The sequence below is a fragment of the Pseudomonas sp. DCB_BI genome (assembly GCF_026240995.1).
Classification (GTDB): Bacteria; Pseudomonadota; Gammaproteobacteria; order Pseudomonadales; family Pseudomonadaceae; genus Aquipseudomonas.
The window spans coordinates 1-14,519 of record NZ_JAPFCG010000039.1 but is presented as its reverse complement, the minus strand read 5'-3'; the positions used below and the strand labels follow the sequence as shown (position 1 = coordinate 14,519).

The 14,519-nt window shown below is 60.5% G+C and carries 9 protein-coding genes and 1 rRNA gene; 6 read left to right on the top strand and 4 right to left on the bottom strand.

Annotated features, from left to right (window positions below; all coding sequences use genetic code 11):
• Positions 1-1,855, bottom strand: a 1,855-nt coding sequence (locus OO258_RS27045; RefSeq protein ID WP_266034917.1) for a retention module-containing protein, incomplete at its 3' end; no start/stop codon positions are given.
• A 963-nt stretch (positions 1,856-2,818) separates the two neighbouring features.
• On the opposite strand from OO258_RS27045, the gene OO258_RS27040 reads away from it, so the two are divergent.
• Positions 2,819-4,975, top strand: a complete 2,157-nt coding sequence (locus OO258_RS27040) for a type I secretion system permease/ATPase (protein ID WP_110748324.1) — start codon at positions 2,819-2,821, stop codon at positions 4,973-4,975.
• A 7-nt stretch (positions 4,976-4,982) separates the two neighbouring features.
• Complete coding sequence (locus OO258_RS27035; protein WP_177410792.1) at positions 4,983-6,341, top strand: HlyD family type I secretion periplasmic adaptor subunit; 1,359 nt, start codon at positions 4,983-4,985, stop codon at positions 6,339-6,341.
• A 143-nt stretch (positions 6,342-6,484) separates the two neighbouring features.
• On the opposite strand, the gene lapD is transcribed toward OO258_RS27035, so the two are convergent.
• Positions 6,485-8,431 (bottom strand): cyclic di-GMP receptor LapD, encoded by a 1,947-nt coding sequence (gene lapD, locus OO258_RS27030; RefSeq protein WP_266034913.1) that lies wholly within the window; start codon positions 8,429-8,431, stop codon positions 6,485-6,487.
• Between the two features lie 10 nt (positions 8,432-8,441).
• Positions 8,442-9,203, bottom strand: a complete 762-nt coding sequence (gene lapG, locus OO258_RS27025; protein WP_266034910.1) for a cysteine protease LapG — start codon at positions 9,201-9,203, stop codon at positions 8,442-8,444.
• Between the two features lie 204 nt (positions 9,204-9,407).
• Here lapG and OO258_RS27020 point away from each other — a divergent pair, with 204 nt between their 5' ends.
• The 4 genes from OO258_RS27020 to OO258_RS27005 all read left to right on the top strand — a co-directional run bounded on the left by OO258_RS27020 (position 9,408) and on the right by OO258_RS27005 (position 14,281).
• Positions 9,408-10,097, top strand: a complete 690-nt coding sequence (locus OO258_RS27020; protein ID WP_266034907.1) for a GntR family transcriptional regulator — start codon at positions 9,408-9,410, stop codon at positions 10,095-10,097.
• Between the two features lie 103 nt (positions 10,098-10,200).
• Complete coding sequence (locus OO258_RS27015; protein WP_110748337.1) at positions 10,201-10,704, top strand: sigma-70 family RNA polymerase sigma factor; 504 nt, start codon at positions 10,201-10,203, stop codon at positions 10,702-10,704.
• 4 nt (positions 10,705-10,708) lie between these two features.
• Positions 10,709-11,677: a FecR domain-containing protein gene (locus OO258_RS27010; protein ID WP_266034905.1), complete on the top strand. Its 969-nt coding sequence runs from the start codon at positions 10,709-10,711 to the stop codon at positions 11,675-11,677.
• Between the two features lie 189 nt (positions 11,678-11,866).
• Positions 11,867-14,281, top strand: a complete 2,415-nt coding sequence (locus OO258_RS27005) for a TonB-dependent siderophore receptor (RefSeq protein ID WP_266034920.1) — start codon at positions 11,867-11,869, stop codon at positions 14,279-14,281.
• Positions 14,282-14,396: 115 nt separating this feature from the next.
• Here the strand turns inward: OO258_RS27005 and rrf are convergent.
• A 5S ribosomal RNA gene (gene rrf / locus OO258_RS27000) occupies positions 14,397-14,512 on the bottom strand.
• Positions 14,513-14,519: the final 7 nt, after the last annotated feature.

Genomic DNA, 14,519 nt, shown 5'->3' with positions numbered 1-14,519 from the left:
CATTGGACAGGGTCACGGTCACCGGAGTCTGAGCCGGGTTGCTCAGGGTCACGGTGTAGGTGATCACACCGCCCTCGGTCACCGACGGGTTCGCCGTCAGGGTCGCGGTAGTGTTGTCGACCGAATCATTGATCGTGGTCTGAGCCGGGGTCGGATTCGGGGTCAGCTGTTCGAAGTTGCCGCCCGTTGCGCCGGTAATGGTGGTGCTGACGGTCGAGCCGTTGTTATAGACGTCGTTCGCCGGGGTCTGGAAGTCGACACTGCCCTGGGTCTTGCCGGCTTCAACGGTGATGGTCTGGCCATTGGACAGGGTCACGGTCACCGGAGTCTGAGCCGGGTTGCTCAGGGTCACGGTGTAGGTGATCACACCGCCCTCGGTCACCGACGGGTTCGCCGTCAGGGTCGCGGTAGTGTTGTCGACCGAATCATTGATCGTGGTCTGAGCCGGGGTCGGATTCGGGGTCAGCTGTTCGAAGTTGCCGCCCGTTGCGCCGGTAATGGTGGTGCTGACGGTCGAGCCGTTGTTATAGACGTCGTTCGCCGGGGTCTGGAAGTCGACACTGCCCTGGGTCTTGCCGGCTTCAACGGTGATGGTCTGGCCATTGGACAGGGTCACGGTCACCGGAGTCTGAGCCGGGTTGCTCAGGGTCACGGTGTAGGTGATCACACCGCCCTCGGTCACCGACGGGTTCGCCGTCAGGGTCGCGGTAGTGTTGTCGACCGAATCGTTGATCGTGGTCTGAGCCGGCGTCGGATTCGGGGTCAGCTGTTCGAAGTTGCCGCCGGTTGCGCCGGTAATGGTGGTGCTGACGGTCGAGCCGTTGTTATAGACGTCGTTCGCCGGGGTCTGGAAGTCGACACTGCCCTGGGTCTTGCCGGCTTCAATGGTGATGGTCTGGCCATTGGACAGGGTCACGGTCACCGGGGTCTGAGCCGGGTTGCTCAAGGTCACGGTGTAGGTGATCACACCGCCTTCGGTCACGCTAGGCGAAGCTGTCAGGGTTGCCGTGGTGGTGTCGATGGTATCGGTCACCTGGGTAACGGCCGGTGTCTGCGGCAATGTTACGGTCAGGCCGCCACCACCGGTGCTCCCTGTGACGGTGGCAGAAATCTGTGAACCGTCGATGTATGGCGTGTCGTTCGCCGGCACCACGACGTTGACGCTACCGCTGGTTTGCCCGGCCGGAATGACGATGACGGCGCCATTGGACAAGGTGATTACCAGGTTGGTAGTGGGTGCCTGGCCAACCGTGGCGGTATAAACGATTACGCCACCCGCTTCGCTGATGGAAGGAGTGGCGCCAAGAATCAGGTCAGTCGCAACGTTGGTGTCCGTCGTCGGCGTGGTCACCAGGTTGTTGCCATTGGTATCCAGCAGACCCACTTCTTCGCTATCGAGCACGGCAGCAAAGCCCAACCCGTCAGTCGGGAAACCAACCGTCGGGTCTACCCGGCCAGCGGTTTCTTCCAGCATCACAAAGCTGTGGCCGCCGCCCAGCGTACCGCCACCGCCCGCTGCCGACGGGCCTGCCGCAGTAGCTTCAAGCTCGGTAGTGGGGTCGACACCCGCAGCAATCGCCTGTTGCAGCTCTTCCACCGACGGCGCGGCCTGGGCGGTCGCCTGGCTCAGGTCGGTGCTGCTATCCGGCGCGTCGGCGCTCCATTGGCTGTCACGACCAAGGTCCAGCAGGCGGCCATCCGCCAGTTCCAGGGTAACTGCGCCACCAGGCCCAGTGAGCACTTCCTCACCAGCCAACAGGCGGTCCCCTTCAATGAGTACACGCCGGATGCCCTCTGGGGATACCGCGATAACCTGGCCGACAATGCTTTTGACGATGGCTACAACGCTGCTCATTGGACTCTCCGTGTGACCCGGTGGGTACTTCCCTGCCAGAGCGGCGCTTGTTGGCCACTTCAGGCGGAACTATGTCGATGATCTTTTGACGTTTTTTGACGTCAATATTCCGTCTATAACTGTTTGGAATTACTTAACTGCCAAACTATTGACCTTATACATGCAATCCTAAACAATCGGCAATGTAATGTCACATTGATATTTGTACCTTAGCCAAGCGTTTCTTGCGGGCAAATGTCGCACGTCATCTCACGCGCGAAAAATCCTCGGCCGATGTTCACTTCCACTCACCTCGGCTGCCTGGAAACCAGCGGCTGGATGACTGCCCAGCGCGGACCTTCACGGTTACCGGCGCCAATATTCAGGCCACTTCCGACTGCCCGGACTATTGCTCGGCTAACAAGCACGAACCTTGCCTATCAGGGCCTCCAGGGCGAAACGATAGCGAGGCCCAGCCACTGGCCGGTCGCCGTCGATGCGTGCCTACGCTGGTAATCGGGCGAGGTCGAATTCAGCGATGTGTGACAAATCAAAGAGATGACCCACAAGCGAGCGATAAATGCCTTCCAAATGATCGGCGCCCCGCTTGCGACTATTGAATGAAGACGGTCCAGGGACCTGCTTTCTATAGATGAATTTTGACTAAGAAGTTACAACACGTCGCCAATAAAACAGCGCCTGTTTACCGACCATGGCTATGCTGAATATCGATGGACCTGCAGCGGCTCACCCTAACGGGGGGTGTATCAAAGATGAAACATTCAGGCCTGCCCCGCGTCTGGTAAAAATGATGTACGTAGAATTGTTTACTCAACATCGATTCAAGGCGAACATTGGTCAGCTGCTCAAGCCTTCGGGAATTACTCCCTGCGCTTGCCCGCACCATTGAAAGCCAGGGTGAGCCGGCCCGCATGAGCGGCGGTGCACCCACCCCACCCACCACAAGGATGAAGAGAGCGCCGCGTGGAATCCGAAGTCAGTCGAGTCCAACTCAGCCACGATCCACGCAGTCAGCATGACGATCCCCTGCTGGATAGTCTGTTGAGCCTGTGTGTCCTGCATCAGAAACCTGCCAGTCGGGTCATGCTGACCACCGGCTTGCCGCTACCCGCCCAGCGCCTGAGCCCCGAGCTGCTGCCTCGCGCCGCAGCCCGTGCCGGCCTGCAAGGGCGCGTGCTGCAGCGCAAACTGGAGCAGATTCCCAGTATCGCCATGCCAGCCATGCTGCTGCTGAAGGAAGGCCGAAGCGCCGTCCTGTTGGGCTGGGAGAACGAAGACACCGCACGCCTGCTGCTCAGCGAGAGCGATGGCGGCGAGGTGCACGTCAGCCGCGAAGCGCTGCAAAGCGATTACAGCGGCCGGGTGTTCTTCGCCCAGCCGCAGCACAAGTTCGACGTCAACCACGGCAACCTCATCCCGCGGGCCAAATCGTGGTTCCGCGACACCCTGCTGCGCAGCAAGTGGCTGTACATCGATGCTATCGCCGCTAGCCTGGTGATCAACCTGATCGCCTTGGCCGCGCCGCTGTTCGTGATGAACGTGTATGACCGGGTGGTGCCCAACCAGGCCACTTCGACACTGTGGGTGCTGGCCGTCGGTATCGCCGGCGCCTACATCTTCGACCTGATCCTCAAGGGCCTGCGCGGCCTGTGCCTGGACCTCGCCGGCAAGAAGACCGACCTGATCATTTCGGCGACATTGTTCGAGCGCATCGTCGGCATGTCGATGAAGTACCGACCAGCAAGGGTCGGCAGCTTCGCCCAGAACATCCATGAGTTCCAGGGCCTGCGCGACTTCCTCGCCTCGCTGACCCTGACCAGCCTGATCGACCTGCCCTTCACCATTCTGATCCTGATCGTCATCGCCATCATTGGCGGGCACCTGGTATGGATCCCGGTCATCGCCTTCCCGCTGGCCCTGGGCATCGGCTACGCCCTGCAGCGGCCGCTGATGGCGACCATGGAGCGGACCATGGCGCTGGCTTCGGAGCGCCAGTCCAGCCTGATCGAGACCCTCGCCGGCCTGGATGCGGTAAAGGTCAACAACGCCGAGAGCGAACGCCAGTACATGTGGGAACAGACGCTCGGCACCCTAAGCCGCCTGGAGCTGCGGGTGAAGGTGCTGTCGAGCCTGGCGATGAACATCACCCTGCTGATCCAGCAACTGGCCGGCGTGGCCATGATTTGCGTGGGCGTGTACCTGATCATCGACGGCAACCTCAGCATGGGCGGCCTGGTGGCCTGCTACATGCTCAGCGGCCGCGCCCTCGGCCCGCTGGGCCAGCTCAATGGCCTGCTGGCGCGCTACCAGCAGGCCAAGGTGACCATGGTCTCCACCGACCACATGATGGAGCTGCCGCAAGAGCGTAATTTCGAAGAGCGCCCGCTGAGCCGCAAGGTACTGCAGGGAAGCGTCGAGTTTCGTGGGGTCGATTTCACCTACCCCAACCAGCAAAACCTGGCGCTGAAGAACATCAACCTGACCATTCGCCCCGGCGAAAAGGTCGGCATCATCGGCCGCAGTGGCTCGGGCAAAAGCTCGCTGGCCAAGCTTATTGTCGGCCTGTACGAGGCTGATGGCGGCTCGCTGCTGGTCGATGGCGTGGACATTCGCCAGATCGACGTCAGCGAGCTGCGCCACAACATCGGCTACGTCCCCCAGGACATTCAGCTATTGGCCGGCACCCTGCGGGACAACCTGGTCAGCGGGGCCCGTTACATCGAGGACGAACTGATCCTCCAGGCCGCCGAACTGGCTGGCGTGCATGAATTCGCCCGGCTGCACCCGGATGGCTACGAGCTGCAGGTCGGTGAACGCGGGCAGAACCTGTCCGGCGGTCAGCGGCAGAACGTCGCCCTGGGCCGTGCGCTGCTGCTCAACCCGCAGATCCTGCTGCTGGACGAGCCAACCAGCGCCATGGACAACACCGGTGAAGAACGCCTCAAGCAGCGCCTGCAAGCGGTAGTGGAAGGCAAGACCGTATTGCTGGTCACCCACCGTGCGTCGCTGCTGTCACTGGTAGACCGACTGATCGTGATCGATCGCGGGCAGATTGTCGCCGACGGCCCGAAAGCCGCGGTCATGGATGCGCTGAAAAAGGGGCAGATCAGTGTTGCATAAGCTGGATATGGGGCAGTTCAAGGACAGCCTGCGGCGCTACTTCAAAGGTTCTGACTCACTCGGCGGCCAGCCACTGCCAGAGGTCAACAAGGCCCTCATCGAGGATGCTCCGCGGGTGGTGCGGCTGACCATCTGGGGTGTGATCCTGTTCTTCGTGTTTCTGATCGTATGGGCCAGCGTTGCGCCCATCGACGAGGTCACGCGGGGTGAAGGCAAGGCCATTCCGTCTTCCAAGGTGCAGAAGATACAGAACCTGGAGGGCGGCATCGTCGCTGAAATCTTCGCCAAGGAAGGGCAAATCGTCGAAGTGGGCCAGCCGCTGCTTCGCCTGGATGAAACCCGCTTCGCCTCCAACGTGGGTGAAACCGAGGCCGACCGATTGGCCATGGCCTTGCGGGTAGAACGCCTGAGTGCCGAGGTCGGGGACACCCCGCTGAAAATCGATGAGGAGCTACGCAAAGCCGCACCAAGCCAGGCGGCGAACGAGGAATCGCTCTATCAAAGCCGGCGCCAGCAACTGCAGGACGAGATTGGCGGCCTGCAGCAGCAACTGGTCCAGCGCCAGCAGGAACTGCGCGAGTACAGCTCCAAACGCGCCCAGTACGCCAACAGCCTTGAGTTGCTACGCAAGGAAATCGGCATGTCCGAGCCGCTGGTGGCCACCGGGGCGATCTCCCAGGTCGAAGTGCTGCGCCTGCGTCGCGCTGAGGTGGAAAACCGTGGCCAGCTGGATTCCACCACGTTGGCCATCCCGCGGGCCGAAGCGGCCGTGCGCGAAGTGCAGAGCAAGATCGAGGAGACCCGCGGCAAGTTCCGTAGTGAGGCGTTGACCCAACTGAACGAGGCGCGCACCGAGCTGAACAAGGCCACCGCCACCAGCAAGGCGCTGGATGACCGGGTGCACCGCACCATGGTGACGTCGCCGGTGCGCGGTATCGTCAAGCAGTTGCTGGTGAACACCATTGGCGGGGTCATCCAGCCAGGCAGCGATATCATTGAAATCGTGCCACTGGACGACACGCTGGTCGTAGAAGCGAAGATCCTGCCCAAGGATATTGCCTTCCTGCACCCGGGCCAGGAGGCGACGGTCAAGTTCACGGCGTATGACTACACCATCTATGGCGGGCTGAAGGCCAAACTGGAGCAGATCGGCGCCGACACCATCACCGATGAAGACAAGAAGACCACGTACTACCTGATCAAGCTGCGCACCGATCGCAGCCACCTGGGTACCGATGAGAAGCCACTGCTGATCATCCCGGGGATGGTGGCGACGGTGGATATCATGACCGGCAAGAAGACCATCATGAGCTACCTGCTCAAGCCGATCATGAAAGCGCGCTCTGAGGCGCTGCGCGAGCGTTGATGAGGCTGGCCACTGATCCTGGTGGCCCGCTGCCCCAATCGCCGGCAATCCAGCTGCTACACCGACTGCATCGGGCTAAAGCCAAGTGCAAAATCAGTGAGCGCTGCCTTGTTGGCGATAGGGCCAGACTGCCAGCGAAGAACTCAGCGCCAGGGCGCGGGTTCACCCACCAACTGTCCCTGAATCCCACCCACCCTCATCTCCTGCAACACCAACCGCTCACCTTCGGTCTCGACCCTCTCGGCAATCAGCGGTAAATCGATGCTGTGCGCTGCACGCTGGATCGCTTCGATGAACAGCCGCTTGTGCTGCTCGTGGTCGATGTTACGGATGTAGCTGCCGTCTATCTTCAGGTACGCCAGGCCCAAGTGCGCCAGGTTGCCGATCATGCTGAAGCGCCCGCCAAAGCGCTGCAGCGCCAGGCCAAAACCAAGCCCGTGCAGACGCCGGGTGAGCTGCTCCAGGGCAGCCTGCTCAGGCAACTGCTCCTCGCCAATTTCAAAAACCAGTCGCGGGCCGAGCGCCGTATTCTGGCCCAACAGCTCGAAAACTCGCTGCAGGGCCTTGGGGTCAGCCAGGGTTGCAGCGGAGAGATTCAGCGCCAGCATCTGATCATGCCCACGCAGGTGCGCCAACACTTTCTCCAGTACCAGCACGTCAAGCCGCGGCATCCAGCCGAAGCGCTCCAGCCAGGGCAGGAAACGCCCCGCCGGCAGAGCATCGCCGTGGCCATCCTGTAGGCGCGAAATCACCTTGTGGTGCAACACCTGTTGCGCTGTGGCGCAATCCACCACCGGCTGGAAGAACAGCTCGAAATGACCGTTGATGAACGCTTGGTCGAGCCGTTCATGCCAGGCATGCTGGCTGTCTGCGGCAACTGCAGCCACGCCTTGTTCAAGGCATACCCAGCCCGGCGTTGGCTGGTTCTCGGCTCGGGCCAGGGCCTCGTCGGCGAGCTTGAGCAGCGCTTGCGGTGAATCACCCGGGCTGAACGGCGCGAGGCCGATGCAGGCCACCGGGTCGATATCACTGGCGCCGGTTTCATGCAGGCTTTGCAGTGTTGTTTCCAGGGCTTGGGCAAGATGCACGGCCTCTTCATGCACCATGCCCGGCGCCAGCACCGCGAACTCGCCGCCGCGGCTGCGAGAGATCAGGTCGTTGGTTTCCGGGAAACTGGCACAGGTACGGCGCAGCTGTTCACCTACTGCCTGCAGCAACTGGTCGGTACGCTGGCCGCCCAGGCGGGCGTTCAGCCCGGCCAGGCCCTGGACACGAAGCAACAGCAGGTAGCCGGCGCGCGCGTCCTCCAGGTTGCTTACCCGAGTATTAAGCTGCATTTCGAAGTAACGACGGTTGGACAACCCGGTCAGGCTGTCCTGGTACGACTCGGCCCGCAGCCGCTCACTGCGCTCGGCCTGTTCGGTGAACAGTGCCTTGAGCTTCTCGACCATCTGGTTCATCGCCTGCACTACGCGACGTAGCTCTGGAGTGCGCGGTAGCTCCGGCAGGCTGAGGAATTCACGGCGGGCGATGGCGTGTGATTGCTCGACCATGTAGTCCAGCGGCCGCAACTGCCGACGCAACAGCAGGGCACCAAGCACGGCACTGGCCGCACCGCACAGCAGCAGCCAGCCTAGGCTGCCCAGGGCGCTTTGCCAGAGCTTGGCAATGGCAAACATCGGGTGGCTGATCACCTCTACGCGTGCGGCCTGTTGCCAGCCGCGGCTGACGATGGCATCGCCGCCAGCAGCCTCCAGGCCGATGAGGTGCACGAACCAGCGCGGCACACCGCCCGGGTCCGGCTCGGCGTGACGCTCTACCAGCACGGCGTTGGAACCAAGGTCGACGACCTTGATGCTTGCGTAGTACCCACTGTCGAAGATTGAACTCACCATCAACTCGACCATGGCCGGGTCATCGATATTCGGCGTCAGCGACAGCGCCAGCGCGGTCGCCGCATCCTGCGCGTGCGAGCGCAACTGGTTGACGTACTGGCTGCGCGAGCTCTCCAGGCTGACCATGAAACTGCCACTGAAGGCGACCACCAGGAACAGGCAAATGGCCAACAGCAATTGTTTGAACAGTGACATCTGTGCTCCTTCAGTAAACCGGCTCGGCCGGGAACCCTTCGGCCTGCATTTTCTTCAGCAAATCCTGCCAGCGTGACAACCGTTTGGTATCACCGACCTTCTTGTTGCCAGCGGCACCCGTCAGCCACAACCCTTCGCCATTGAAGGCGTAAACCGGCAACAGGTCGGTACGCTGGCTTGCCGGCTTGATGGCGTCCATCAGGCTGTCGAGCACCAATGGCTGGGCCTGTGGGCTTGAATAATAGGTCAGTACCATGTGCGCGCGGTTCTGCCGCAGCGCCTTGACGTAGGTAATGCGCAGTTTCTCGCTGGGGATACCCATGCGTCGCAAGCTGAAGTACTTGGCAATGGCGTAATCCTCGCAGTCCCCTGCGCCCTTGATCAGTGCCTGCACCGGCGTGGCCCAGTAATCGACCTCATGCCAAAGGTCAATGTCCTCGACATAGCGCAGTTGCTGGTTGAAGAAGCGGTTGACCACTTGCAAGCGCTCAAGCTCGCTACCCTGGCTCTGACTGACCATCAGGTTCTGCCAAGCGTCGATACGACTTTGGCCAGTACCCAGAGGGCCATAAAGGGCCTGCGCTTTGCGACTGATCTGGGAAAAATCCCAATCCGCGTGCAAGCCGCCCAGCAGCACGCCACCCAGCAGCGCCGCCAGGCCAACACGCAGTACAACTGTTTTGAGCAACCAGGATATCGCCACTGCGAAGCCCTGTTCAGGCCAGTCGAAAGGAGCGATGGTGCGGCTTGCCAAAGCAAAAGACAATGGCATCCTGAAATCATGCACCCGCTGGTCAGCTTGCCTACACTTTCTGATTATATCCTTCAGTTCGCCGCTTCCTTTGGCGTACGACTTCATCCACCATAGCCGCGCTTTTGGGGCACCTGTACCAGAGACGGTACCGGTTTGACACCCCTACAAGCTGTTACTAGTGTCATTGGATCCAACTTTAGTCATCGTTAAGGCAGGCGTCACGTGGCCGAGAAAATCAAATTGAGCAATGTGCTGGCCAGCGAGCAGCTGTTGCCGCACCAGGCCCGCGGTGTGATTGAAGAACGCCTGCGTGGTGCCATTCTCGACGGTCGCTTGCCACCCGGCACGGCGGTGCGCCAGCAAGAGCTTGCCACCCTGTTCGGCGTCAGCCGCATGCCCGTGCGCGAAGCTTTGCGCCAACTCGAAGCGCAATCCCTACTGAAGGTGGAAATGCACAAGGGCGCCGTGGTTGCCCCGCTGATCGGCGAAGACGCTGTAGACACCTATGCCCTGCGCGTCTTGCTTGAAAGCGAAGCGCTGCGCCAGTCCATACCATTGCTGGATGCCAACGACATCGCTACCGCCCGCGGGTATATCCAGCAACTGGAGAACGAAACCCGCCACAGTGAACTCGGTCGCCTGAACCGGCTGTTTCACATGACTCTCTACAGCAAGGCGACGAACAAGAAACTGTTGCGCCTGATTGAAAACGAGCTGAATGAAGAGGAACGCTTCCTGCGGTTTCATCTTTCGTCCATGGGACTGGGCAAGCTCACCCAGGATGATCACAACGCCTTGGTAGATGCAGCCAGTGACAAGCTGGTGGATCAGGCCGTTACGGTGCTGGAACAGCATCTCAATGGCGGTGCGAAGGTAATCCGCAAATACCTGGATAGCCAACTGGGGCGCTAGCCCGCCGCGCAGGTTGCGTGAAGACGGGTTGCAAATTTGGTGTAACACCGCCAACAATGAGACTAATTATCATTCATGTCCATTGATGTCGACACCCTCCCCCATGCCCAGCAACGACTTCGTGCAAACGCTCTACAGTGACCACCACCGCTGGTTGCATGCCTGGCTGCGCAGCAAGCTGGGCAATGCCGCCGATGCCGCAGACCTCGCTCAGGACACCTTCGTGCGCCTACTGCAGCGCCGCGAGCAACTGCAGTTGAATACACCGCGAGCCTTTCTGCGCACAGTCGCACGCGGGTTGGTAATCGACCACTGGCGCCGCGAGGAACTGCACAGAGCCTACCTCGAGGCTTTGGCCCACGTACCAGAGGCACTGGCCCCTTCGGCCGAAACCCGTGAGCTGCTGCTGGAGCTTCTTGAACGCGTAGCTCGCATGCTAGATGGCCTCAAGCCGAAAGTGCGACGTGCCTTTCTGCTGGCACAGTGCGAGGGATTGAAGCATCAGGCCATCGCCGAGCAGATGGGCATCTCAGTGCGTACCGTAGAGCGCTACATCGCCGATGCGCTGTACCACTGCTACGTGCTGCGCTACGAAGACGAGTGCTGAGCCAATGACTGTCGTGCGTCCTGGTGCAACAGCGGTCAAGCAGGCTATCCAGTGGATGCTGAGGCTGCGTGAGAGTGGCCATGACCCGGCTCTGGAGCAAGAGTGCGCACAATGGCGCAATATTCACCGCGAACATGAACTGGCCTGGCAACGGGTGAACCACCTTCATCAGGACCTCGACTTGCGCGCCATTCCCGGCGCCGGCTTAGCGCTGCAGACCTTGGAAACCAGCCAGCGAGCGTTACGCCGCCGGCAGGCGCTGAAACTGTTAGGCGGTGTTGCCTTGGTGGGGACCGCAGCGTGGCTGACTAAAGACCCGGATGCGCTTGATGCCTGGACTGCAGACTACGCCACAGACACGGGTGAGCGGCGTAGCTTCACACTGCCAGATGGCTCGCTGATGCAACTCAACACGCGCACTGCAGTGGACCTTGCTTTTAACGAGCAGAGACGGCTGATCCGCTTGAAGCACGGCGAGCTGATGGTTACCTGCGGCCAAACGGCGACCCCGCAGCGCCCTTTGCTAGTACAAACGCGGAACGCCTTGCTGGAAGGATTCGATGGGCGCTTCGTGGCACGCCAGGACAGCGGCTGCACACGGGTGAGTGTCAGTCATGGCAGAGTCGCGATCCGCAAATCTAGCGATGGCCAGCTGCAGTGGATCGAAAGCGGCGAGGACTGGCGCATAGATGCAAAGGGTGCGCAGCGGCTGGAACACGTGGACATGGACGCGATGGCCTGGAGCGAGGGGTTGATCATTACCCGGGGTATGCGCCTGTTCGACTTTCTTGCCCAAGTCAGCCGCTATCGTCATGGCTATCTGGGTTGCAGTGACGAGATTGCCAATTTGCGCCTGTCAGGGGTATTTCGGCTTGAGGACCCCGAGCAGTTGATACAGCTGCTGCCGCAGACGCTGCCTGTGCGGCTGCGCCAACGCACACGCTGGTGGGTGCGAGTGGAAGGCGTGGCCTGATAACGCGGGCGACGTAAAAGCGTATGGCGGCGCTCAGTTTTTTGGCGGGTTTTGAGTGCCAGTTCGGCTAGGACAGTAATTGACCCCTACCGCCCTCAACTCCCCAACGGACTCCTCATGCCTAACGCCCCGGTGCATACGCACATTTTCAGCGTGAATGATTTTCGACCTGTTTTGCACTCAGCGCTCATACGCAAAGCTATCCGAGCCGCCCTGCTCGGTACGGCCTTGGGCCTGACTGGCGCCCCGCAACTATCCATGGCGGCTGACATCGCCGACGTCAGCCATCGGTACGCGATCCCGGCTGGCCAACTGGATGATGTGCTCTACGAATTTGCCCGCCAGGCCGGCATAACCTTGTCGAGCACACCCCAGCTCACCGGTGGCCTGAAATCCAACGGGTTGCAGGGGCAGTACGCCACTGAACAGGCGCTGCGCCAGTTGCTCAATGGCAGCGGCCTAAAAGCCGTCAGTGAGGATGGACGCAGCTATGTGCTGCAGGCACAGCCCCAGGACGCAGCCCTGTCACTGCCAGATACCGATATCCGCAGCTTCACCCTTGGTAATGCATTGGGTAGCACAGAGGGTTACAACGCCACGCACAGCCAGGTGGCCACCAAGACCAGCATGCCGTTGGTGGAGACCTCACAATCGGTTTCGGTGGTGACCCGCCAGCAGATCGACGACCAAGGCTCTCAGACCGTTGCCCAGGCCATGCGCTACACCCCCGGCGTACTGACCAACCCCTACGGGGCCACCCATCGCTACGACTATGTGGCCATGCGCGGCTTCAACGACGGATCGGTGGACAATATCTACGTCGACGGGCTGAAGTCGATGGGCGACAACGGTACCTACAGCACCATGCAAGTGGACCCCTACTTTCTTGAGCGCATCGACATTCTGAAAGGGCCTTCTTCGGTGCTGTATGGCCGCAGCTCACCGGGTGGGCTGGTAGCGCTAACCACCAAGAAGCCACTGTTTACCCCCTACCATCAGATCCAGGCGCGGGTCGGTTCTCAAGGCCAGCGTGGCATGGGTTTCGACTTCAGCGGCCCTGTGGATGCCGGTCAGCGTATAGCGTATCGCCTGACAGGCCTGGCCGACACGTCCGACACCCAGTTCGACCACAGCGAGGAAGAACGCTATGCCATAGCCCCCGCCTTGAGCATCGACTTCAACGAAGACACCTCGCTTACCCTACAAGCCTATTTGCAGCACGACCCCAACGGTGGCTACCACGGCGGTAACCCTGCCGACGGTATGCTGCACCAGCGCAATGGCTTGCGCCTGTCAGATCACTTCTTTGAGGGTGAACCGGGTATCGACAACTACGAGCGTACCCAACAGTCCCTCAGCTACCAGTTCGAACATCGCTTCAACGACGTATTCACCGCGCGGCAGAACTTCCGTTACCAAGACTCCGACGTGTCGATGGATCAGGTGTACTCCGCCGGCTGGGCAGACGCCGACAGCAACATCCTCAACCGTGCCTACACCGGCGGCGACGAACGCCTGCACTCGTTCATCATCGATAACATGCTGCAGGCAGAATTCTTTACCGGCGCCGCTAAACACACCTTGCTGCTCGGTACTGACTACCAGCGCCGCAAGGCCGACGTGACGTGGCGTTATGGGACGGTCGACCCGCTGGATGCCGGCAACCCGCAGTACGGTAATGGCAACCTTCAGGTATTGGGCGAGAACCGCTATCAGCGGCGTTTGCAGCAAACGGGTGTGTACCTGCAGGACCTGGTGGAGCTGGACCAATGGCGCTTTTCTCTGGGGCTGCGCCAGGATTGGGTGAAGGTTTCTGAAGAGAACCGTGACAGCGACAGCAAGGTGAGTGATCAGCGCTCGAAGTTCACTACTCGTGCCGGGGTGCTCTACCTGTTCGAGAACGGCATTGCGCCCTACGTCAGCTACTCGGAGTCGTTCAACCCCAATACCGTATCCGATCAGGACGGCCGCCCATTAGCGCCTACCGAGGGTACGCAATGGGAAGCAGGCATGAAGTATCAGCCTCCAGGCAGCGACAATCTGTTCACCGCATCGGTGTTCCGCATCGAGCAGGAAAATCTGGCGTCGAAACAGCCGAACGAAGACTTCTATCGCCCGGTGGGTGAAGTACGTTCGCAAGGGCTGGAGCTGGAGGCGCATGTGCAACTGACCGACAGCTTGAAGTTGCTGGGTGGCTATACCTTTACCGATATCGAATATTCCAAGTCGATGCCGAGCCTGGTGTCGAGCAACCTGGACAACAAGGGCAACTCACCAACCCAAGCGCCGAAGCAGATGTTCTCGCTGTGGGCTGACTACAACTTCCGCCAGGGGGCTCTGGATGGGCTCCGGTTGGGCACTGGGGTGCGATACGTAGGGTATAGCTGGGTGGATGCGGAAAACAGCATGAAGGTACCGTCTTACACTCTGTTGGACGCTTCGATCGGCTATGACCTCGGGAAGGTCGGCCTGACGGGTGTGGATCTGCGTTTGAACGCCAACAACCTTACCAATGAAAGCTACATCACTTCGTGTGCCAGCCTGAACTACTGCTACATGGGGGAAGAGCGCAATGTGAGCGCCACGGTGAGCTACCAGTTCTGACCCGAGGACCATGGCTAGTTCGCGCTTCAACGCGAGGGACGCGCTAGCCTAAAAGTTATGGCCCGAAAAAGACAAAGCCCCTGTCTGCATCGCAGACAGGGGCTTTGGATTTGAATCTTGACGATGACCTACTCTCACATGGGGAAACCCCACACTACCATCGGCGATGCATCGTTTCACTGCTGAGTTCGGGATGGGATCAGGTGGTTCCAATGCTCTATGGTCGTCAAGAAATTCT

Coding starts and splice junctions, on each gene's coding strand:
- OO258_RS27035 (WP_177410792.1), top strand. CDS start 4,983: ATGGGGCAGTTCAAGGACAGCCTGCGGCGCTACTTCAAAGGTTCTGAC.
- lapD (WP_266034913.1), bottom strand. CDS start 8,431: ATGTCACTGTTCAAACAATTGCTGTTGGCCATTTGCCTGTTCCTGGTG.
- lapG (WP_266034910.1), bottom strand. CDS start 9,203: ATGCCATTGTCTTTTGCTTTGGCAAGCCGCACCATCGCTCCTTTCGAC.
- OO258_RS27015 (WP_110748337.1), top strand. CDS start 10,201: ATGCCCAGCAACGACTTCGTGCAAACGCTCTACAGTGACCACCACCGC.
- OO258_RS27010 (WP_266034905.1), top strand. CDS start 10,709: ATGACTGTCGTGCGTCCTGGTGCAACAGCGGTCAAGCAGGCTATCCAG.